The 22,757-nt window shown below is 42.7% G+C and carries 21 protein-coding genes; 13 read left to right on the plus strand and 8 right to left on the minus strand.

Features of this window, described 5'->3' with window-relative positions:
- Positions 1-101: 101 nt before the first annotated feature.
- The 6 genes from V7K15_RS16045 to V7K15_RS16070 all read right to left on the minus strand — a co-directional run bounded on the left by V7K15_RS16045 (position 102) and on the right by V7K15_RS16070 (position 10,047).
- On the minus strand, positions 102-590 hold the full coding sequence (locus tag V7K15_RS16045; RefSeq protein WP_334906654.1) for a DUF2243 domain-containing protein: 489 nt from the start codon (positions 588-590) through the stop codon (positions 102-104).
- Between the two features lie 566 nt (positions 591-1,156).
- On the minus strand, positions 1,157-1,594 hold the full coding sequence (locus V7K15_RS16050) for an RrF2 family transcriptional regulator (protein ID WP_334906574.1): 438 nt from the start codon (positions 1,592-1,594) through the stop codon (positions 1,157-1,159).
- Positions 1,595-1,795: 201 nt separating this feature from the next.
- Positions 1,796-3,175: a PAS domain-containing sensor histidine kinase gene (locus V7K15_RS16055; protein ID WP_334906576.1), complete on the minus strand. Its 1,380-nt coding sequence runs from the start codon at positions 3,173-3,175 to the stop codon at positions 1,796-1,798.
- Between the two features lie 313 nt (positions 3,176-3,488).
- Positions 3,489-6,482 (minus strand): beta-phosphoglucomutase, encoded by a 2,994-nt coding sequence (gene pgmB, locus V7K15_RS16060; protein ID WP_334906578.1) that lies wholly within the window; start codon positions 6,480-6,482, stop codon positions 3,489-3,491.
- 365 nt (positions 6,483-6,847) lie between these two features.
- Positions 6,848-9,292: a sucrose synthase gene (locus V7K15_RS16065; RefSeq protein ID WP_334906580.1), complete on the minus strand. Its 2,445-nt coding sequence runs from the start codon at positions 9,290-9,292 to the stop codon at positions 6,848-6,850.
- A 533-nt stretch (positions 9,293-9,825) separates the two neighbouring features.
- Positions 9,826-10,047: a DUF4327 family protein gene (locus V7K15_RS16070; protein ID WP_334906582.1), complete on the minus strand. Its 222-nt coding sequence runs from the start codon at positions 10,045-10,047 to the stop codon at positions 9,826-9,828.
- Positions 10,048-10,353: 306 nt separating this feature from the next.
- Between V7K15_RS16070 and V7K15_RS16075 the strand changes: the two genes are divergently transcribed.
- The gene (locus V7K15_RS16075; protein ID WP_334906584.1) at positions 10,354-11,586 is read left to right on the plus strand and encodes a cysteine desulfurase-like protein; all 1,233 of its coding nucleotides are present in this window, start codon (positions 10,354-10,356) and stop codon (positions 11,584-11,586) included.
- A gap of 83 nt (positions 11,587-11,669) precedes the next feature.
- Here V7K15_RS16075 and V7K15_RS16080 read toward each other — a convergent pair whose 3' ends face one another.
- Both V7K15_RS16080 and V7K15_RS16085 read right to left on the minus strand, forming a co-directional pair.
- Positions 11,670-12,926 (minus strand): molybdopterin molybdotransferase MoeA, encoded by a 1,257-nt coding sequence (locus V7K15_RS16080; RefSeq protein WP_334906586.1) that lies wholly within the window; start codon positions 12,924-12,926, stop codon positions 11,670-11,672.
- A gap of 80 nt (positions 12,927-13,006) precedes the next feature.
- Positions 13,007-13,774, minus strand: a complete 768-nt coding sequence (locus V7K15_RS16085) for a class I SAM-dependent methyltransferase (protein WP_334906588.1) — start codon at positions 13,772-13,774, stop codon at positions 13,007-13,009.
- 126 nt (positions 13,775-13,900) lie between these two features.
- Here V7K15_RS16085 and V7K15_RS16090 point away from each other — a divergent pair, with 126 nt between their 5' ends.
- The 12 genes from V7K15_RS16090 to V7K15_RS16145 all read left to right on the plus strand — a co-directional run bounded on the left by V7K15_RS16090 (position 13,901) and on the right by V7K15_RS16145 (position 22,628).
- Complete coding sequence (locus tag V7K15_RS16090) at positions 13,901-14,458, plus strand: RDD family protein (RefSeq protein WP_334906590.1); 558 nt, start codon at positions 13,901-13,903, stop codon at positions 14,456-14,458.
- A gap of 43 nt (positions 14,459-14,501) precedes the next feature.
- Entirely contained in the window at positions 14,502-14,696 is a 195-nt protein-coding gene (rpmG, locus tag V7K15_RS16095; protein WP_196524501.1) for a 50S ribosomal protein L33, read from the plus strand.
- Positions 14,697-14,698: 2 nt separating this feature from the next.
- A complete protein-coding gene (rpsR, locus tag V7K15_RS16100) occupies positions 14,699-14,914 on the plus strand; it encodes a 30S ribosomal protein S18 (RefSeq protein WP_094333177.1) in 216 nt (71 codons plus the stop codon).
- Between the two features lie 92 nt (positions 14,915-15,006).
- Positions 15,007-17,067: a ribonuclease catalytic domain-containing protein gene (locus tag V7K15_RS16105; protein WP_334906592.1), complete on the plus strand. Its 2,061-nt coding sequence runs from the start codon at positions 15,007-15,009 to the stop codon at positions 17,065-17,067.
- A gap of 56 nt (positions 17,068-17,123) precedes the next feature.
- Positions 17,124-17,429: a type II toxin-antitoxin system ParD family antitoxin gene (locus tag V7K15_RS16110; protein ID WP_334906594.1), complete on the plus strand. Its 306-nt coding sequence runs from the start codon at positions 17,124-17,126 to the stop codon at positions 17,427-17,429.
- Positions 17,429-17,581 carry a type II toxin-antitoxin system RelE/ParE family toxin gene (locus V7K15_RS16115; protein ID WP_334906596.1) on the plus strand — a complete coding sequence of 51 codons (153 nt, stop codon included), beginning with the start codon at positions 17,429-17,431 and terminating at the stop codon, positions 17,579-17,581. The genes V7K15_RS16110 and V7K15_RS16115 overlap by 1 nt, the downstream gene beginning before the upstream one ends.
- Before the next feature lie 225 nt (positions 17,582-17,806).
- On the plus strand, positions 17,807-18,004 hold the full coding sequence (rpmI, locus tag V7K15_RS16120; protein ID WP_292760699.1) for a 50S ribosomal protein L35: 198 nt from the start codon (positions 17,807-17,809) through the stop codon (positions 18,002-18,004).
- A 19-nt stretch (positions 18,005-18,023) separates the two neighbouring features.
- A complete protein-coding gene (gene rplT, locus V7K15_RS16125) occupies positions 18,024-18,380 on the plus strand; it encodes a 50S ribosomal protein L20 (RefSeq protein WP_229545555.1) in 357 nt (118 codons plus the stop codon).
- 12 nt (positions 18,381-18,392) lie between these two features.
- Positions 18,393-19,208 carry a transporter substrate-binding domain-containing protein gene (locus tag V7K15_RS16130; RefSeq protein ID WP_334906598.1) on the plus strand — a complete coding sequence of 272 codons (816 nt, stop codon included), beginning with the start codon at positions 18,393-18,395 and terminating at the stop codon, positions 19,206-19,208.
- A gap of 119 nt (positions 19,209-19,327) precedes the next feature.
- Positions 19,328-19,852 carry a tetratricopeptide repeat protein gene (locus tag V7K15_RS16135; RefSeq protein ID WP_334906600.1) on the plus strand — a complete coding sequence of 175 codons (525 nt, stop codon included), beginning with the start codon at positions 19,328-19,330 and terminating at the stop codon, positions 19,850-19,852.
- Between the two features lie 104 nt (positions 19,853-19,956).
- Complete coding sequence (locus V7K15_RS16140; protein ID WP_334906602.1) at positions 19,957-21,939, plus strand: primary-amine oxidase; 1,983 nt, start codon at positions 19,957-19,959, stop codon at positions 21,937-21,939.
- A gap of 119 nt (positions 21,940-22,058) precedes the next feature.
- Positions 22,059-22,628, plus strand: a complete 570-nt coding sequence (locus V7K15_RS16145; protein ID WP_334906604.1) for a peptidylprolyl isomerase — start codon at positions 22,059-22,061, stop codon at positions 22,626-22,628.
- Positions 22,629-22,757 lie beyond the last annotated feature (129 nt).

Consider the following 22,757-nt stretch of genomic DNA (forward strand, 5'->3'; position numbering starts at 1 on the left):
GTATCTGTAGGCATAGGGGGGAGGGGGGAGGGGGGAGTGGGGGACAAGGGGGACAAGGGAGAATAATTTATGCCCAATGCCCAATGCCCCATACGCGATGACTATTGATTATTGACTACTGACTCTTTTTTGATCATTATCCAGCCGATAAGAATAAGTAGCGCACCGAATGCAAGAAATCCTAAATCCCAAGCTAACTGATTTGGGCCTGATTTCACATGATGGATACCGAGAATTTGGTGGTCAATTAAACCTTCAACCAAGTCAAATAACCCAGTTCCAATCACTATTGACCCAATAAAGGTCTGTGATAACCAAGGAACATCATCACGCCCTCCTGCACGCCATAGCAACACAACTCCTACCACGGTGAATACCCAATCTAAAGCATGAAATAACCCATCCCATACCATGTTCAAATCTATATTCGCCGTCTTTGTCAGAGGTCGAATGTTACTAAGCATGTGATGCCACTGGAGGATCTGATGCAGTAAAATTCCATCAAGAAATCCTCCAAGACCCACACCAAGAAAAATTCCAGCAGTAATTAGCGGTGCGCGTCGGTTGAATGTTTCACTTTTTGCCTCCATTGTCAACCTCATAAATAGGCTTTCTTACCAAAATACAACATCTTTTGGGAGAAAAATCTTCTATCTTGAGGCAAATAGGATGATTGAACGCACCCCAACTAAATCAGAGATTATAATTGGGGATTCTTACGCTTTGAAGTTTTAAGACTTCTCTGCGTTACCAGGGATACTGCCGTTCTCAGTGTGTCGTTGGAACTTTTGACGTGCGTTCACCCTAGTAAAAAGTATTATTAATATAATGACTTTTTACTTGTTATAAATAATTAGTTAAATTGGTCTATGTCTCCAGTTATAAAACTTTCACAGTACCGCAAAAACTAATTACTAAAATAATAACATGGAATAAGAAAATATCGCTTTTAGCGTCTCCCCTTCACCCAAAGCTGGGCTGTTTCATTCTATCTTTTAGAGATCGAATGAAACAGCCCTGCCTTAAAAAGGGGGGAATCTTAAAGAGCCAACTTTTTAAGGGGGTTGGGGGATCTATAAATGCGTAAGTCCTAAGTTATTCCGTAAGTCCTATTAATAAAAAAATTAGCGTAGCGAAAGTTGTTCAGCTAGGTAATCTAAATGTAATACATGAGTTCCTTCTGCTGTCGGATTGCTCTTCGTTCACAAAGGTCTTGGAGTGTATATTTTTCCAAAACGGAGTTAGCAGCCTGACGTGCTTCCTGCCAGACTTCCTGAATTAGCTCACCTTCTACTGTGTTGGGAGTCGGCTCACAATCAGAGACAACAATATCTGACCCTTCCATGCAACTAAAAGCATCTAATACTGTAATCTTCTGGGGAGCTCGTGCCAGAACATAGCCACCTTTGGCTCCGCGTATACTATTAATTAAACCTCCACGCCTTAATGTTGCCAGGAGTTGTTCCAAATAGCGGTTCGGTATGTCTTGCAATGCCGCTATCTCTCGAATTTGCAGGGCTTCACCCTTAGGGTAGCAGCTTGCCAACTCTAACAGGGCTAGAAGTGCGTATTCTGATTTGTTAGAGATTACCACAGGCGTAATATTTTCAACTCACATTTAAAAATACAAAGTCTTTGAGTTCGTTTCCCTAAGCTACTGTTAAGAAAAACTTTACAATCAACTTATTGTTGACCGGTTAGCTCTAGTTTAAAGACCTTTTAGCATAGAAGCAATTATATTTTGTTTTTAATTCAATAAAGAAAAGTGATTGATTATTTCCGACTTTCCGATAAATCACATAGTTAAGTTTATTTGTGCCTCCCTATTTACCTGTAAATTTCTCGAAAATGGCAGAATGACTGTAAAGGTAGTTCCCGCACCGATCGCACTTTCAACAGTAATCTCGCCGCCATGTAAATCTACAGCCTGCTTGACGATGGACATTCCCAATCCCATTCCGGGGATATTGGCTGCATTACTGGCGCGATGGAAGGGTTCAAAGATGTGTTCAATGTCAGAAGGGGGAATGCCAATACCAGAGTCTTGAGTCTGGAGTATAGCTTGATCGTTGGCACTGGTGACAGAAAACTTAACTGTGCTACCAATGGGAGAGTATTTTAGACAATTCGAGAATAAATTACTCAAGATTTGCCGCAGTAGTTTAGCGTCTAAGTGAGCTTCTGTGCATTGGCACTCGCTGCTAAAAACGATCGCATGTTGTGAGCGATCGCTCTGTTGTAATTCTTCTAAGAGATCGCGGCAAAATTCCACCAAATTCAGGGGTGTTGGATTCAACTCTAACTTGCCTGTTTCATTCTGACTCAGCAGCAATACATCATTCAACAACTGGGTCATGTGCATAACTGATGTTTGAATGCGACGCAGGTGGGTATTTTGTCGCTCGTCGTTCCAGAGATGGCGATAATATTCTAGTAGTTCGGCAGAAGAGTGGATGGTTGCCAAAGGGGTGCGAAACTCATGGGAGGTGATCGTGAGCAAGCGGGATTTAAGGTCACTAAACTGCCTTTCTTTGGCCAGCGCTTGTCGCATCGCCTCTTCTGCATATTGCAGCTTGGCTTGGGTTCGCTTGCTTTCGCTAATGTCTCGAAATAGCCAGCGCAGACCGACTAACTTACTATATTGATTACGGATAGCAACCACCTTAACCGCAGCAATAATCGGCGTTCTGTTACGTGGTCGCAGGTTTACTTCCCACTCTTGGATTTTCCAATCTGGGATTTCGGCGCGATCGCGCAGATGAGTCAGTTTCAAATGAAAACCAATCATCTCTTTCTCAAGCACATAAATCTCCAGGAGTTCGCCCAAAAGGAAACTCTTGGAAATGTTTAGTAGGGTACTGGCGGCAGAATTAGCTTCCTGAATTACCCCTTTGGTATCAGTTACCAAATAAGCGTCTGGTACTTCTTCAAACAGTTCTTGGTAGCGTTGACGTTGTGCCACCAAATCTTGTTGAGTATTGAATAATTCTTCATTCTGCTGCTGTAGGTCTTCATTAGCTATTTGCAGTTCTTCCAAAGCTAGGTTGACTTCTTGGAGTACTGCGGCGAAGAGTTCAATATCTTCCTGTGCTTTTTGCTGTTGACTCTGGCGTTGCAAAAGGGCGACGCGCTGATGCATATTCTGCAACTGTAAAGCTAAATCATCCAAATTCATGCTTTTATTCCTAATTTGGATATCTGACTAAGCTAATGTACTTTTAATTTGCATAACCAGGGGGGGCAAGACTTTCCTGCGGAACGCTACGCGTAGCTTGCTTCCCCGGAGGGGTACGGCGTCAGCGCTCAGTCGAACGCTGCCCACCCCACAACAGTTTTACTTTCAGGTAATATGCAAGTTAAATGTCTAAGAGCTTACTACTTAGATAATCTTAGCTTTTGGAGTTTAACAGTTATTAGTTATCAGTGTCATCACTTGAGTTTAAGTTCCACGCCAGAGGTTTATCCAACAAATTTTATTTGTCAGTCCCTTAATGTTTTTGTCTCTTAATGTTGCTTAATTTGGCTTTTAAATCTGCCCATTTGATCCCTTCTAGGCTGGGCAAAACAACATTAGCGGCTCCAACTCGTTCAGTAGGTCCCAGTCCTACCGCCCACATACCAGCAGCTAGAGCCGCGTCAACACCTGCTGCGGCATCTTCAACAACTACAGATTCCCCTGGTTCGAGTCCTAGCTGCTTGGCTGCGTATAGAAATAGGTCGGGTGCTGGCTTGGGTTGCTCTACACTATAACCGTCTGCGATCGCATCTACTTTATCCGCAATGCCCAATCGCTCGATCACTGTCCGGGCATTTTTACTAGCTGAACCAATACCAATCTTAATCCCAGCTTGCCGCAGTTCATCCAAAAGGGCGATCGCACCTGGTAACAAATCCTTGGCTGTCATGTTTTGCAGCAATTCCACATAATAGCGATTCTTCCGCTCCATCATCTCCTGGATTTGTGCTTCCGAATACGGTCTATCTCCAAGAATCAGCATTAGAGAAGCACGACGGGATACACCCCGCAGCGCGTCGTTAGCCTCGCGATTAAACGGAATACCCTCTTCATCTGCTAGCTTTTTCCAAGCTAGATAGTGAAGTTCTGCTGTATCTGTTAGTACACCATCTAGATCGAAGATGAATCCTTGGATGTTGGGCATTGGGGATTGGGCAGTGGGCTTGCCGTGAACGTAGCCGAATGGGAGTGGGGGGGATGAGGGGGGATTTGGGGAGAGGGAAAGTTGGAGAAGTTCTAGTTGACGAGTGATATCTGAGGAAACTTGTTCTCCATGCAGATCGAAGTCGTGCCATTTGCCTTGCCAGTGCAGTTTAAACTTCAGGCGCGTCCAACCAGGGGGTAGGTGAGGATTGGCTACAGGACTATTTTCGGTTAGTTGGATGCCGCCGAACCCAAAAATTACAGCTTGCCAAATGCCACCAGCACTAGCGCCGTGAATTCCATCGCTGGTGTTACCTCGGTTATCTTCAAGATCGACCATTAACGCCCGCATAAATAGTTCGTAAGCTTCGGTTGATTTGCCCAAATCTGATGCTAAGATGGCGTGAACTGCAGGGCCTAGAGACGAACCATAGGTAATATCGGTGCGGGGTGCGTAATAGTCCCAGCTTGTCTGCAATGCTTTTTCGTTGTAAGGGAAATCAGCTGATTCCCGCATTAAATATAGGAGCATTAATACATCTGGCTGCTTGAGTACTTGAGATTTGTTGGTTTTCTCCATACCCAAGATCGGTTGCATGGAGCGATCGCGGGGTTCATAATCTGCTAAGTTGATATCTTCCAATTGGAAAAATCCCTCAAACTGCTCGATTAGTTCTGTTAATGGCTCATAGAAAAACAACATTTTGGCAATGATATCTTGCCAGTGGGATCGCTCGTCTGAGGTGAGTTTTAGTTTCTCTTCTAGTTCGCTGACTCGTTCGGGGAAATTCTCACTCAACCAATCATAGACTGCGATCGCTTTCTCTAAATGCCATTGCGCCATGCGGTTTGTAAAGGCGTTGTTGTGGACGAATTCATGGTATTCATCCGCTCCGATTACTCCCCGAATTTCATACTTTTCGCGCTCAGGATTGAATTCCACGCGGCTACCCCAAAAAATGGCGGCATCTAAGATAATCTCTGCACCACGCTTTTGCATCCACTCATCATCACCAGTGGCTTGCCAGTAGTTCCAAATCGCGTAAGGGATATCTGCATTGATATGAATTTCGTGATCGCGGCACCAAATCCGCACGTCTTCACCATAAAAATCACTGCCAATAGCCCAACGTGGTGTCACTTCGTCTCCAGTAACAGCACTTTCCCAGGCAAACATTGCCCCTTTATACCCGTAATGGGCTGCTTTGCGTCTAGCTCCATCCAAAGTGTGCCAACGGTAACTGAGTAAGTTGCGGGCGATCGCTGGTTGGGTAAACAGAAACAGGGGCTGCATAAAAATTTCTGTATCCCAAAAAACATGACCGCGATAGCCAAACCCCGAAAGGGTTTTAGCAGGAATGCTCACCTGATCATCATGTTGTGGAGCCGCAATCAGCAGCTGAAACAGATTGTAGCGAACAGCAAAAGCAGCTGTGCTATCCCCCTCAATTAGGATGTCACTTTGCTGCCAAACCTCAGACCATGCCTGTTCATTGGCTTTTAGTAATGTTGCGTAGTCTGGCAGGTGCGCGAGTTTTTCTTGAGCTGCTGGGACTGGTGTTTCAATCTCCCGCGAGGTAAAAACCGTCACGAGTTTTTCTACTGTTACGGTCTGTTGCGCTTTAGCGAAGAAGGTCGTACTCAAGGTGGGATAACCAGGTGCGGTATTGACTTGCAAAGATGCTTCAATGCCTGATATTGTCACCTTAGCTGCCATACCGAGTTCAATTCGAGAATTGCGGGTGCGGCGTTCTAACCAGATTCCTTGGTCAGTTTTACCCTGGTCTAGTCCTTCCCAGTGATTAAAACCCTGATTTTCTGGATAGCCATTGATACTAGCTTGAAGTTCGATTAACCCATCAAAATCTACTGGCGTTAAATGGCAGCGTAGCGCCAACACATGGGGATCGGCAAGACTAGCAAAACGTTCAAAGCTGATATCTATGGTGTTACCACTGGGAGAGCGCCAACGTAAGGAACGGCTGATAAGTCCGTAGCGTAAATCAAGCTGGCGATCGTAGCGTAATATCTCACCTTGATCGAGACGGAAGCGATCGCCATTCACAATCACTACCAAGGGTAGCCAGTCAGGGCAATTTACCAGTTCAGTGTACACCACAGGCACATCATCGTAGACACCGTGGATAAAAGTAGCTGGCGATGCCTGAGGATAACCTTCTTCAAAACTGCCCCTTGTTCCCAAGTATCCATTACCGATTGTAAAAACCGTTTCTTTCGAGTGTAATTGCTCAGGGTCAAACTGGGTTTCGATTAATATCCAGTCTGTGTAGATAAAATGGCGAGAACGACCTTTTTTGTCCATAAATTGGGAAGTGGGGAACGAGTCTCTTAGGTGGATAAACGGAGTTCCGAAGTGAATGAACGGAGTTCCGAGGTGGATGAATGGAGTTCAAAGGTGAATGAATGGAGTTCAAAGGTGGATGAATGGAGTTCAAAGGTGGATGAATGGAGTTCAAAGGTGGATGAATGGAGTTCAAAGGTGGATGAACGGAGTTCAAAGGTGGATGAATGGAGTTCAAAGGTGGATGAACGGAGTTCAAAGGTGGATGAACGGAGTTCAAAGGTGGATGAACGGAGTTCAAAGGTGGATGAACGGAGTTCAAAGGTGGATGAATGGAGTTCGGAGGTGGATGAACGAGTCTCTAATTTCCCTCATTTCCTCATCCCTCACTCCCCACTCCCCACTCCCCACTCCCCACTCCCTAATCCCCCCAGATGCTTTTCCAAAATCTTTTCAGCTCTGGGTTTATAAATCAGATGAAATAAGGCTTCCATGTACCGATCTCTGGCTTCGTTATTTTCGGGAGCAACAAAGTTCCAAAAACTAAACATTTTAGCAAGCAGTAGTAATTGATTGCTATGTAAATGCCAATTATATTTGTGATGAATTCGCTGACTCATCCATTCTGAAACTTCTTGCCAGTATTCAGTATGAGTATCGCATTTTTCCAGGAAGTCTAAAATTTTCTTTGCTGTGCCTTCTAAGTCTGTAGGATTAACATTAAACCCGTTTTCTTGGTTCTCGATAATTTCTAAAGAGCCACCAAATTGAGTAGTGAAAGTAGGTAAGCCGGAAATCATCGCTTCCAAAATACTTCGTCCGAAAGATTCAAAGTGGGCAAAATGGACATAAATTCCCTGAGAATCTGCAACTACTCGGTAGGCTTCGCCGAGTTCACTGCTAGGGATACGCATCCCCACCCAGCGAATCTTGCCATTGAGATGATATTGATCAATAATGTCGTAGAGTTTTTGAATTTCTTCTGCTTCGTCTGAGTTTATAGCTTCATGTGGATGCAGTTTACTACTTAAGAGGATCAGGTTACAACGCTCTTGCAACGCCTGACTTTTGCCAAAGCATTCCGCTAAACCAGTGAGATTGTTGATTGAAGTGATGGTATCAACAACAAAGATTGGTCGCTTCTTAGGGTGATCTAACTTACCAAAGATTTGGGGGTCTTCGCGGCTAAAGAGTAGGTCGTGAACTTGTTTGCCAAAGTTAGAATCTCGGTCTTCTTTTTGGCTATAGGGAAAGAAAATATTCTCATTTACCCCCGGCGGCACTAAATTGAATTTAGGACTAAACAAATCAATTCCATCAACCACATGATAAAGTTGCGGCATCGTAAAGCACTTATACGACTCATATTGACCTATGCTGTCGGGTGTGCCGACAATTTCTTGATAGGACGATGTGATGATGAACTCGGCTGCATTCATGCTAATTAAATCGGCGGTGAATTGTACCGAGAAGTGATATTGATCTTCTAAATCTTGCCAATATAAATTGCTAAATAGATGTTTAGGCTTTTCTAAAGAATGGGCAATGTTGCACTGGGTAACTTTCATCCGGCGAGATAAAAGAAAGGCTACTAAATTACCGTCGCTGTAATTGCCGACGAGCAGATTAGGTTTGCCTTGGAATTGAGCTAGTAATTCTTTTTCTGCATCTAAAGCAAATTGTTCTAAATAAGGCCAAATCTCAAATTTAGAAATCCAATTGTTAGTGACTTCAGGATTAAATTCACCAAAAGGAACCCGCAATATCCAAGCATTTTCAGTATCTTGGACTTTTTCTAAACGCAGGTTGCAAAATGTCTCTTCACAGTTAGGGATTAGCCGCGTCAGAATAATTACATGGGGTTTAATGCCCAGCAGGTCAAGTCCAGCGAGTTTGATATGTTCACGCAGTTCCTTTTCTAAGCTGCGAGCTTGTTCGAGGACGTAGATAACTTGACCGAGTGTTTCATTTCTTCCCAAAACATCCTCCTGTCCCACCCAGCCGTGGATGGAAATGAGGACGACGCGAAAGACAGCAGGAACGCGGTGTACAAATGTTTCTAAAATGCCAGGTTCTGGGGAGTAAATGAGTCGGTCGAGGAGTTCTAGAGTTTCGGAGACTCGCGCCGCAGTGTTACCCCAACCCGGCTCAAAGCCTAATTCTCGGAAGTCTAAGCTAAATTTTTGATATGGTTCATCAGGCTCAAGCTCACTTAGGAAGTTGAGCGCTTGTTTAATTTGTTTGGCTAACTGAATACCGGAGGTAATGCGATCGCTAAACAGCAAGCGAATACCATCGTATTGCAGCCCCTGTAATGCTTGAAATAACTTTTCTAACCAATATTCGGGGTCAGTGAACAATTGATTGCACAGGTAACGGTTGAGGAAAGCTAAACCTTGACCGATATTTCTGGCGTCGTCGATTCTTAGGGAACTCTCATAGAAGGGGTGGAGATCGATTTCGAGGATGTGGTTTTGGTAGCGGTTGACTAGGCGATCTCTCACATCTAGCAGCGCTTGGGGTGTCATCTGCTCGAACTTGCTATCGGCTGTCAGTTGCCAAACTTCTTGGTTAGCAATCCTCGATCGAACCACTAACCAAGTACTTTCCTCTTCAAGAATTATTTCGTGAGTGTACTGTATCAGTTTGCCAACAGAAGAAGAGTAGTAAAAATAGGCTGGCTTTTGGAATTGATGACAGTAATCGGCAAAAGCTTGCAAAATCTCATTTCTCAGAAAGTAACGCTTACCTGAAGCACTCAACGCATAAATCAACTGATGCAGATCAGTTTTTTCATCACCGTTGAAGACAGTTTGAACTAGTTCATACATGATGACGAATTCCAGAAATTTAGCTAGGTCACGACCTCATTTTTCTTTCCGGTCTCCAGCTATGTGAGGTACATTTCCCCCGTCATGGTAAATTACTATAAAAATTTTTGCGTCTAGCTCTGGGATGAAATGCTGTGAAAACTTCAAATCTAGGGGATGAGAAAGCAGATTAGTTTTTCACTATTCTCGATTCAGCAGTACAGCAAAATTTGAGCGATCGCTAAGAGGTTGTTTGAAAAGTGATATGTTGTGATTTTAATCAAATTGTTACCCCCCTTAATCCCCCCGATATATTGGAGGGAAACAAGAAAAATTCGGTTCCCTCCCCTGATAAAGGGCAGGGTTAGGGTGGGGTAAAAAAATATTTGATACATCATCAATCATGACTTCAACTACTTAACCCATTCATCAAGATTTATTACTTACTTTCATAACTCCCAACTTAATCCGAGGCTTTTTAATCCTGAAAAATTAATTTGTAATTTTGATTTTATTGGGATGCTACTAATTAGGTTCAGCTTCTAGATACAGCCTCAATCGTCTTCCCACGATTCATGATTCAGTAGGTCGATAATTCTATCTCTGAGAAGAAATTCGTTTTTTTCTAACTCCCGTTCAAAATTAACCCAGTCACGATGAGGAATATATTTATAGAGACTATAAATTGGCTGCTGACGGTTAACAAGTCTCTTTTTAACAAGTTGAAGTGCTTCATCCTTGATAACCTGGATGTCGTATTTAACCGTAGTGTTCATAGGTCGTTCCTTTGTTTTCAATCAAGGAATTATGAATCAAAACAATAATTGCTTTGACCTACCTTAAACTGATCAAATAAAATTGGCGAGAATTGTGAAGAATTAAGATACTAACCCTTGCTGAAAGTTAGATATGTCAGTAATATACTCTTTTGATCGTCATGTACACCCCCTTTAGAGAGATTCTTGCAGAGCAAGAAGGCTGTCACAACAAGCTGTAAACACCAAAAGAGGATTTAAATGCTCTGTGGGCGACTTGCCAAAAGGTAAACTAGGGTAAAGAAGATTCTCTACAAAACTTATACTATGCTCTTGAATCTTGATAAAGCTCGCCAATATTTTCCCGCTCTAGCTGGTGAATGGACTTTTTTTGATAATGCTGGTGGTTCACAAACCCTAAAAAAAGTAGTAGATAGAATTAGCGAATATCTCCTGAATTCTGATGTTCAGTTGGGAGCTTCTTATGCAGTTTCTCAACTTGCAGGAGAACGATTAGCTTTAGCAACTAGGGGAATGGCTACTTTCATTAATGCCACTTCTTATAAAGAAGTGGTGATGGGACCATCTACTACAATGATGTTGAAAGTTCTCTCAATTTGTTTGGGTCAAACCTTTACATCTGGTGATGAGATTATTGTTACTAATTGTGACCATGAGTCCAATATTGGTGCTTGGCTTGCTCTTGAAAAACAAGGAATAAAGGTTAAAGTATGGGAAATTCGCCCAGATACCTTTGAACTTCATTTAGCAGATTTAGAACCATTGATGACTAAACGTACCAAACTAGTAGCTTTGACTCATGCTTCTAATGTTCTGGGAACGATTAACCCAATTAAAGAAATTGCTGCATTTGTACACGATCGCAACGCGATGATTTGTGTAGATGGTGTAGCTTATGCACCCCATAGATTAGTTGATGTCCAAGATTTAGATGTTGATTTCTATGCTTTGAGTTGTTATAAAGTCTATGGACCACATCATGCCTTACTTTATGGTAAAGAAGAACATTTATTAAGATTGCCTAGTATTAACCATTATTTTATTGAACAGACAGATATACCTTATAAATTTCAGTTAGGGAATGTCAATTTTGAATTAAGTTATGGAATGTTAGGTTTATGTGATTATTTAAGTGAGTTAGCACAATTGCACTATGGCAATGAGACTGCACCTGATTTGAGAAATCAAATGGTACAGGCGTTTGATTTAATTAGCATACATGAAGAAAAGATTAGCGCTCGCCTCCTAAATTACCTCAACAGCAAGTCTAATGTGCGAGTCATTGGTCAATCAAAGGCTGACCGTCAATCTCGTGTACCAACTATATCTTTTGTGGTAGATGGAATCAATAGCTCGACCATTCCGGCAAAAATTGATCAACATTACATTGGGATTCGCTACGGTGACTTTTATGCTAAACGGCTGATTGAATACCTGGGATTAGCATCGCAAGGTGGAATAGTCCGGGTGAGTATGGTGCATTACAACACCATTGAGGAAGTTAACAGTTTGATTGAGGCTTTTGAGCAGATATTTTAACATTGGGCATTGGGCATTGGGCATTGCATTAGTTATTCTTTCTCCCCATGCTCCCTCATCTCCCTTATCTCCCCCACTCCCCATTACCTATTAATAAGCTGCAAAACTTCCACCTCTTCTTGTGGGGAAATTAATGTTTTACCCATCGGTAGAACAGCTAAGGCATTGGTTTGAGCTAAATTAATTAAATTGCCGGAACTGTGACTACCACCAGCTTTGTGAAATTCGTAAACACCATCAATTAAATGCAATTTACCCCAAAGGTAAGTTTCATTCTTGCCGTCCGATCGCAATTCATCATGCGATCGCACTTTCAAAAATACTGCTTCCCAACCTTCAGTAATTCCCGAAAGTTTCTTGATTGCTGGTAGCACAAACCGCCAAAATGTCACCAATACAGCAGCAGGGTTTCCTGGCAAACCAAAGTAAAGTGGAGAGACGCGATTAATCGCGTCTGTACTAGGGAAAGTGGCGACGGTGAGGGGTTTTCCTGGCTTTATCTGTACAGCCCGAATGTGGATTTTTGCTTTTAGTGAGTCTATAATTTTGTCAACATAGTCATAATCTCCCACTGAAACACCACCAGAAGAAAGAACTATATCAGCGATCGCAACGGCGTGGGCAATGACTTTCTCCAAAGCAACTGGATCATCCTTAACAATACCTAAAATTAACGGTTCTGCCCCACTTTGCTTTACCAAAGCTGCGATCGCATACTGATTAGAATCCACAATTTGCCCTGGTTGCAACGGTTTGTCAACTGATACCAACTCATCACCAGTAGAAAAAATTGCCACACGCGGACGACGATAAACACTTAATTGCGGACATTGTGCTGCTGCCAATACGGCAATTTCTGGGGCATTTAACTTAATTCCTGCTGGTAGTAGTTGTGTTCCAGCTTGGTAAAAAGATGCTTTGTGTCTGACAAATTCTTGCGGTTTTGACGCATCCAGGATAAATACACGGTTGTCCTTTTGGCGTGTCTTCTCTTGCATAACTACAGTATCTGCACCTGCTGGCATCACCGCACCTGTAAAAATCCTTGCGGCTTGCCCTGATTGAATCGTAGACTTGGGCTGATACCCAGCCGGAATCTCTTCAACAATTTCTAAAACGGTTGGTTGTTCGGTGTTAGAGTGCTGTACATCTTCGTAGCGAACTGCGTAGCCATCCATTGCCGAATTATCCCAATGGGGAAAATCTAGCGAACTGGTGACAGGCGTTGCCAAAATGCGACTATCGGCTGCCAATAAATCGACAACTTCTGTATGCCGTTGATGAGCCAACGGTTGTACTAAATTTAAAATAATTGCTTGTGCATCGCTGACTGATAACATAGCGATCATCGCCTCTAACTTTTTACCTTATATCTCGCTCATTGTTTTATTCAGGCTATATTTGAAGCAACAACAAGCATTTAATAATCTTCAGTGGTTAGTTTATGATTACGGCTGAAAGCCCCTAAATGGCAGCCGAAAATTTCTGTTCTGCTAAAACCAATCGATTTAAGCAGCCAGTTAATTTCTGGGGGAGTATAATATCTTTCATTACATTTCATAACTTTTTTATTACCTGAATCATCAGTTATTTCATAAACGGAATGATCACGGAAAGTCATCAAATCAAAAGAACTTTCCAGGCTTTTGGCTTCACCAGGATTCGAGTTAAGAAAATCCTTAACAGAATTAAACAGAGGATATAAACCATTGCAGGTAGTCAATATAAGCTTACCTGGAGATTTTAAGGAGCTATAAATATTTTTTAAAATAGAAAAGTTCATTTCATCTGTTTCCATTAAAGGAAAAGCTCCCTCACAAATCATAATTGAAAGATCAAATTTTGTTTCTAAATAAAAATTACGGGCATCTTTTTTGATAAAATCAATTTTTAGTTTTTCAACAGCCGCAGTTTTTCTGGCTTTTTCGAGCATAGATTCTGATAAATCGATCCCTGTAACACTGTAACCACGCCTGGCCAGTTCTAGTGAATGTCTGCCGGTTCCACAGCCAACATCAAGGATTAACTTATTTTTATCATAATCAAGTTCTTTTTCAATAAAATCAACTTCACCCAAGGTTCCAGAGGTATAACCCTCCTGATCATACTTATCTGCATAATTCTCAAATAATTCTTCATACCACTGTTTCATTATCTTCTTACCAGTTTTAATTGATACTATATCCATCGCATATATCTATAGTCTATAGTATCTCGGAAAGTAACACTGACCACTCAATTAAGAAAGTATATAATGTTGGAAATTATAAGCAATGATTATTTCCCAACCCCTAAATAAAAATACCTATTTTGTATGACAATCGAACGAGTTCCGCAAAAACACTATCCTAAGGCTGACATTGGGCGGCGAAGTATGGCATTGGGGCTTGATTTTCTTGGTGTCTGGTTAGTCAGTTCCCTACTGGGAAGCGGCAATATCGGTATTCAATTTGTTGAAATCTTAGTTTTCGTAATACTTTGGCTAGTTTTGCGGGTGCTGGTGCCATATAACAATCAAGGGCAAAGTTTAGGGCGTTGGGCGTTCGATTTAAAGGTGTTAGAAGTCGAAGATGGGCAAATAATGGGCAGAATTCCAGATTTGCTCTCACTAATGAAGCGAGAGGCGATCGTCGGCTTGGGTGCCCTTTTCGTGTCAATTGCCCTAAGCAATATTACAGCCAACCCCACTGCTATACTGCTAATACTTCCCTTAGCAATTGATTGTGGGACTGCCTTCTCTGATGCCCAGATGCGGCAAGCTTTACACGATCGCTATTGCGGAACTTTCATCGTTTCCTCGCGTCGTGGCTACTCGCTCGATATAAAAATTAAAAGATTAGTTGATAATATGCGGCGGAATGTGAGAAGATAGTGATTTGTGTTAATTCTGTTCAGGCTTCACTGTTTGTAAGATTATGGCTAAGAGTAAAGGTGCCCGGATAATTGTGACACTAGAGTGTACCGAGTGTCGGACAAATTCAAATAAGCGTTCTGCTGGTGTTTCACGTTATACCAGTACAAAGAATCGCCGCAACACCACTAATCGGCTAGAACTGAAAAAGTTCTGCACCCACTGCAATAAACATACCGTTCACAAGGAAATTAAGTAAAGATGAGTTATTTCCGTCGTCGCCTTTCTCCGATCAAGCCAGGAGACCCAATCGATTATAAAGATGTTGATTTATTGCGTAAGTTTGTCACCGAGCGCGGTAAAATACTCCCACGTCGGATTACTGGGCTGACATCTCAGCAACAGCGAGAATTGACATTAGCAATTAAGCGATCGCGGATTGTGGCTTTATTGCCATTCATCAACGCGGAAGGCTAAAAAAAGTGATGAGTTATGAGTTATGAGTTATCAATTAACTCCTCACTCCTAACTATTTTTTAAACTGTTCACCAAATTAAAGTGCGAGAGTTGTGGAGAAGGGGACGCTAGTTGAATTTAGGGTTCAAGGCGATCGCCGTCTGGGCATCGTAGAACGTCCAGACGGTAAAACCCGCTGGTTTGTGGTAGACGAACGTGGTCAATCCCACAGCCTCGCGCCTAAACAAATAACCTATACAGTTACCAAAGAGACTTACAAGCCCTCTGGGATTGCCGGCTTTTTGGAGCAAATTAAGCCTTATTTAGATCCATCTAGCTTGGAAATAGCTTGGGAATTACTGGTTGAAGATGGGGAAACAGTCACCCCAGAGCAAATGGCGAATCTGCTATTTTCAGAATCAGCCGCGCCTCCTTGTTACGCCGCCTATTGCTTGTTATCAGACGACAAACTCTATTTCAAGCAAAAAGGAGACGCTTACGAGCCGCGAACTGCTGCTCAAGTGGCAGAACGCAAGCACCAGATGGAAGTAGAGGCACAAAAAGCTAAGGGACAGCAGGAATTTTTAACTCGCGTAGAGCAGGCGCTCAAAGGTGAAACAATCGAGTGGGGACGCCACGATCGCCAGCGCTTAGAAGGACTAGAAAAATATGCAACGCTGCTTGCTGACACTGGGCGGACGGGGTTAAATCATGACTCCTTGGCTCGCGCTTATCCGCCAAGCGTTCCAGTATTAGAAACTATGACCATGCTGGGACGACCGACAACACCCCAAGGAGCCTTTCAACTATTGGTGGATTTGGGTTGCTGGAGTCCTTATGAAAACTTGTTCCTGCGTCGTTCTTCAATTCCGATTCAGTTTCCTAATAAGGTATTAGAAGTGGCGCAACAGCGTTTGGATTTCCCGCCGATTGACTCAGATACAAACCGCCTTGATCTGACTCACCTGAAGGTCTACACCATTGATGATGAAACTACCACAGAGATCGACGATGGTCTGAGTTGGGAAGTACTCCCCGATGGACGGGAACGCCTATGGGTGCATATCGCCGATCCCACTCGCTGGTTAGTGCCGGAAGATGAATTAGATTTGGAAGCCAGAAAACGGGGTAGTACAGTCTATTTACCTACGGGAATGATTCCGATGTTCCCAGAGGTATTGGCAACTGGGCCAATGAGTCTGATCCAGGGACGGGTTTGTTGCGCCCTCAGTTTCGGGATTGTTTTAGGTACAAGTGGGGTAGTAGAAGATTACAGCATTCATAGCAGCTTGATTAAGCCGACTTATCGCCTCACCTACGAAGATGTAGATGAAATGCTGCAATTACGCGTACAAGCAGAACCAGAAATTGCCGCGATCGCTATTTGGGCAAAGAAGCGCAAAACTTGGCGTTACGCTCAAGGGGCAATTAGCATTACTATGCCCGAAGCGACGATCAAAGTCAAAGATGACGAGATCAACATTGACATTTTGGACGATTCCCCATCGCGGCAACTGGTAGCAGAAATGATGATTCTGGCCGGTGAAGTTGCGGCTCGTTATGGTAAAGCTCATAACATACCTTTGCCGTTTCGTGGTCAACCGCAACCAGAATTACCTCCAGATGAGGAATTGCTCCTACTTCCGGCTGGATTCGTTCGCGCCTGCGCCATGCGTCGTTGTATGCCCAAGAGTGAAATGAGCATTACGCCTTTGCGTCATGCTGGTTTGGGTTTGGATACTTATACTCAAGCAACCTCTCCCATCCGCCGCTACAGTGACTTACTCACCCACTTTCAAATTAAAGCCCATTTGCGGGGTGAAGTTTTACCATTTTCCGCAGAACAACTAAAAGAAGTAATGATAACTGTCACCAGCATCACCCAAGAAGTGACGATGGTGGAACGACAAACTAATAGATATTATGCTCTAGAGTATTTACGCCGTCATCCAGAGGAAACTTGGGAAGTGACAGTGTTGATGTGGCTGCGGGAAGACAGCAATTTGGCACTAATTTTGTTAGAAGATTTGGGCTTGCAGTTACCAATGGTTTTCAAACGTTCTGTAAAGTTAGGCGAACAGATATTAGTGAAAGTTAGCCACGCCGATCCCCAAAAAGATATGATCCAGTTTCAAGAAGTAATTTATCAAGAAGCTCAAACAGCAGCGAATTAACTTTGCTCTAACCCCTTTCGGTTAGCATATAGAGTAAATCGAATGAGGTAATAGTTGTGAATATATCTTTGACCCCAGAACTAGAGCAGTTGGTTAAGGATAAAGTTAATAGTGGTCTATACCACTCAGTTAGTGAGGTGATGGGCGAAGCATTGAGATTGCGAGATGAACGCGATGCCTGCGGCGGGCTACGCCAATGCATTCGAGAGCAGCGTCTAGCAGAATTGAAAGCTAAAATCCAAGAAGGTATTGAAGCCTCCGAGCGTGGTGAAGTAGTTGATGGTGAAGAGGTATTTGCAGAAATTGAGGAAGATATCCGACGCGCTGAAGCTCAAATGCAACAAGCAGAGGCTTCTAAATAATGAGTCGGTATGTTTTAACAATTTCAGCAAAACAAGACCTCAAGGATATTACTCGTTATATTACTCGGTTTAATCCTGATGCGGCTCGAAGATTCAACGAAAAAATTAAACAGCAGTGTAAACTGTTGGCTGATTTTCCTAATATAGGGTAAAGTTGCGATAATTTTAGCAACGGTTTACGGAGTTTCCCAGTAGAAGATTACTTGATATTTTATCGTCCCATTGATGGCGGTGTGGAAGTTGTACCTGTTGTCAGTGGTTATCGGGATTTAGAGACAGTTTTCTGAAGTGAGGATATTCCTTAAATCGGTTACTTAATTTCCATTCAAGCAATTTTATTAGTATAATAATGGATCGTGTCTAATTAAAGCTAAACCATGCCTAAACTAAAGACTCGTAAAGCAGCAGCAAAGCGATTCCGTGCCACCGGCACCGGCAAAATCGTCCGTCGGAAAGCTTTTAAAAGCCACCTTTTAGAGCACAAATCTTCCAACAAGAAGCGTAGCCTGCGCCAGAGTACACTTGTACATGAACGCGATGAACTCAACGTGCGTTTGATGCTCCCATATTTGTAAGTCCTTCAGGAAATAAGTTATGACACGGGTAAAACGCGGTAATGTAGCTCGGAAGCGCCGCAATAAAATTCTCAAACTAGCTAAAGGTTTTCGCGGTTCCCATTCAACTCTGTTTAGAACCGCCAACCAACAAGTGATGAAGGCGCTACGGAGTGCCTACCGCGATCGCAAAAAGAAAAAGCGCGATTTTCGTCGCCTTTGGATCACCCGGATCAATGCTGCTGCAAGGCAACACGGGTTGAGTTACAGCCAATTGATCGGTAATCTGAAAAAAGCTGATATCTTACTAAATCGCAAGATGTTGGCGCAATTGGCAGTTCTCGATCCAGCTAGCTTCGGCAAAGTTGCGGAATTGGCAAATCAAGCTAAAGGATAAAGGTGGCAACGGATGTATAACAGATGTAGCAGATGGCAAGTAATTACTCGGTTACATCTGGTATTATCCGCCACTATTTTTTGGTTTTTTTGCTTTTCCATAGTGGGGACAAGATTAACTGCATCTGCTGCCGAAATGCCAGAAATTCAGCAGCGAGGCTATCTAACTGTTGCCGTTAAGGATAACTTGCGTCCCTTGGGATTTAGAGATGCTAGTGGCAATTTGCAGGGCTTGGAAATTGACTTAGCACAGCGCTTGGCAGTTGATTTGGTTGGGAAAGCCGAGGCTGTCAAATTTAAACCTGTAGCAAATCGCGATCGCTTATCTGTAGTCTTAGACAAGAAAGTTGATTTTGCGATCGCTAGGGTGACAGCAACCGAGTCTCGCAGCCGTATAGTTAGTTTCAGTGTTCCCTACTATTTGGATAGCACTGTATTAGTTACAAAAGATGCCTCTGTACAGCAGTTGAGTGATTTAGCAAAACAAAAAGTTGCTGTACTCAACAATTCCAGTACCATTGCGAAAGTGCGGTACTATGTGCCAAATGCCGAGTTAGTAGGAGTGAATTCCTATGACGAAGCGCGAGAGAAAATAGAAAATAATGCCGCCGTAGCTTTTGCCGCAGATGCTAGCGTTCTGAGCGGTTGGGTGCAACAATATCCCCAATATCGGCTACTACCAACCAAGCTATCAACTGAACCCTTGGCTGTAGTCATGCCCAAGGGATTGCAGTACGATGAGTTAAGAAGAAATGTGAATCAAGCGATCGCTCATTACTTAGCAGAAGGTTGGCTCAAGCAACGCTCTGAATATTGGGGTTTACCGTAAAAGAGAGACGCGATTAATCGCGTCTGTACAGGAGTTAGGATAATTATCCTTATCTCCCTCATGCCCAATAGGCTGATAATAGATTACAGAAGTAAGTTTTAATATTTATATTTGCAGCAATGGATAATAGTCTAGCCGTTGTTTATCTCTCAATTTTGGTAGGTTTCCTTACACTTGCAGCCGTGGGTGTTGTTCGCCAGATTTTCAAAACTCGCAAGATTGAAGGCTCCTTTGCCAAATTGCGAAAGAAGTTAGAGAAAGAAAAGGGTACGACTCAAGAATATTATGAGTTAGCCAGTATTTATTCAGAAAAAAAATTGTATTCCCAAGCGATCGCGCTGTTTCAAAAAGCTCTGAAAGCTGCCCAAGAAGAGGAAGAAAAAGATATCGCCCCCATTTACAACGGGCTGGGTTATATTTATTTTAGCCAAGAGCAATATGACTTAGCAATTCGTCAGTACAAAGAAGCTCTCAAATCTAAACCAGACTATGTGACAGGGTTGAATAATCTCGGCCACGCTTACGAGAAAAAAAAATTAACTACTCAGGCGTTAGAAAGTTACGAGGAAGCACTAAAACTGGCTCCAAATAACGCTATTGCTAAACGCCGTGCTGAATCTTTACGCCGTTTGGTTTCTGCTTAATTGCTGAGGCGTAAATTAATTTTGCTTTAGCTTCTATATTTTATCGGTTTTCAATCTTAGGCTTGGAAATAGATAACTATAAGTCTTTTCTAAAAATGTAAAAGATGACTAAGCGGTTAAAGCGTTTTTTGCGGCTAGCTATTCCGATCATTGTCGTTATTTCGATCTCACTGGGACTAATGGAAATATTGACGGCTCAACAGCCTTCGATTTCCCATCCTCTCACTTCGCTAACAGAGGCAGAAATTAGTACAGCTGTTTCGGTGATCAAAAGAGAAAAAACTTTCACCGAAATGGCTGTTTTTCCACTGATTGCTTTACAAGAACCAGATAAAAAAGAAGTTCTGAATTTTACACTTGGTAAAGCCTTTGGGCGAAAAGCTTTTTTGGTAATCTCTGAGCGATTGCAAAACAAAACCTTTGAGGGAATTGTTGATCTGACAAGCAAAACCTTAAGTTCTTGGAAAGAAATATTCTCTGTCCAACCTGCGATCGTTAATTCAGAATATGAACTAGCAACTCAGATAGTCAAAGCCGATCCTCAATGGCAAAAAGCGATGCAAAGGCGGGGAATTACTGATTTCGATCAAGTCCAAATCAGTTCGTGGGCACCTGGAATCCTCAGTCAACAAGAACAAGCAACAGGTAATCGTCTTTGTCGGAGCTTATCTTACTATAAGGGTAAAGGCTGGAACTATTACGGTAGTCCGATTGAAGGAGTGCTAGCAACGGTCAATTTGAACACAGGTAAAATCGCCAGTTTTGTTGACAGAGGAAACGTACCTTTCTCTAAGGAAAACTGGGACTACGATATCAAATCTTTGGGCAAATTACTTTCACCACTTAAAGCATTAAAGATTCTCCAACCAAATGGTGCAAGTTTCCAGATCAAAGACAATGAAATTAGCTGGCAAGGTTGGAAGTTTCGCTATTTAATGCATCCTCGTAATGGATTAATGCTGTACCAAGTGACGCACCAGGAAGGGGAAAATATCCGATCAGTTTTATACCGCGCTAGCCTATCAGAAATGGTAGTACCTTATGGCGATCCTGAGCCTACTTGGTCATTTAGAAATGCCTTTGATGTTGGAGAATATAACCTTGGTTTGCTAGCAAATACGATGGAGTTAGCTAAGGAAATTCCCGAAAACGGCCTATTACTAAATGCTGTATTTGCTAATGAACAGGGAGAACCTTATGTAATGCCAGGGGTTATCGGTATCTACGAGCGCGATAACGGAATGCTGTGGAAGCACTATGAATATAATACTCAGCGTAATGATGTCCGTCGCAGTCGAGAATTAGTGATGACGATGACGGTGGCAGTTGACAACTATGATTACAGCATCAATTGGATCTTTCACCAGGATGGAACTTTAGAAGTCCAGAACGAATTAACGGGTATTGTACTTGCACAGGGAACGGCTGATGAAAAGCAATCTGAGGATAATTCTTATGGTCGGTTAATTGCGAAGAATATCTTCGGAGTAAATCACCAGCACTTTTTCAACTATCGCCTAGATTTCGATGTCGATGGTCAAGCTAATTCCGTGATGGAAATGAATGTCAAAGCTTTGCCGATGGATGAGAAAAATCCTTTAGGAAATGCGATCGCACTTGCAGAAACCCCACTAACAAAAGAAACGGCTGCTGTCCGCGATTTGGATATAAAACACAGTCGGGAATGGATGATTGTGAGTGCAAATAAGAAGAATGCTTTAGGCGCTGCACCTGGATATATGCTGATGCCGGGAGGAAACTCCATATTTTTCCCTGTGGAAGGCTCAAAAATCCGTCAACGGGCAGAATTTGCAACTCACCACGTCTGGGTAACAAAATATAAACCTGCTGAACTCTATGCAGGCGGCGATTATCCCAACCAGACTCAACCTGGACAAGGTTTACCAAAATATATTGCAGACGATGAATCCTTGATGGGTGAAGATATCGTGCTGTGGTACACAATGGGCATAACTCATATTCCGCGATCGGAAGATTGGCCTGTCATGCCAACACACCGAGTTGGCTTTAAGCTAGTCCCTAGAGGATTCTTTAGCCGTAATCCAGCGATAAATTTGCCAGAGTGAAATATTCCTTTGCTCAAGTTTCCTTCGTTCAGTTTTTTTGTAATGACTAAAGCGAGCAACTTGAATGCTGATAAACTTGTATAGGTCAAATACTGGCACTTGTTAAAATAGGATATCAGATGAACTTTCCAGAAATTAATATTCCCGGTAATGGCACGCTGCACGCTCGTTTAACTACTTCCTTGGGTGAAATTGTAGTTCGTTTGGAGGAAGACAAAACCCCCAACACCGTCAAAAATTTTGTCGGTCTAGCAACCGGAACAATCGACTGGAAAGACCCTAAAACTGGTGAATCTAGTAAGGGGACTCCAGCCTACGATGGGATTCGCTTTCACCGGGTCATCCCTGATTTTATGATTCAGTGTGGCGATCCTCTGAGTCGTTATCTGGATACGGCCAGCCGATGGGGTACTGGTGGCCCCGGATATCAATTTGAAGATGAGTTTCATCCTGAATTGAGACATACTGGTGCAGGTATCCTGTCGATGGCTAATGCCGGACGCGGTACAAATGGTTCACAATGGTTCATTACAGAAGCAGCAACGCCTCACCTTGACAACAAACACAGTGTTTTTGGTGAAGTTGTCCAAGGTCTAGATATAGTCAACCAGATCGCCAATGTGCCTACGACTAGAGATCGTCCAAATCAAGAGGTGGTGTTACAAAAAGTAGAAATTTTTCGGCAGTAATTAACACCTCTCTAGATTAATTTATACTCTCTCGATTGAGCAAATTGTGCTAATATTATTCCCCTCTTTTTAAGGGGGGTTAGCACCTCGCCCCAAATTAAAAACAAATTTGCCGAAAAATTAAGATTT

Source organism: Nostoc sp. (assembly GCF_036919815.1).
Classification (GTDB): Bacteria; Cyanobacteriota; Cyanobacteriia; order Cyanobacteriales; family Nostocaceae; genus Nostoc.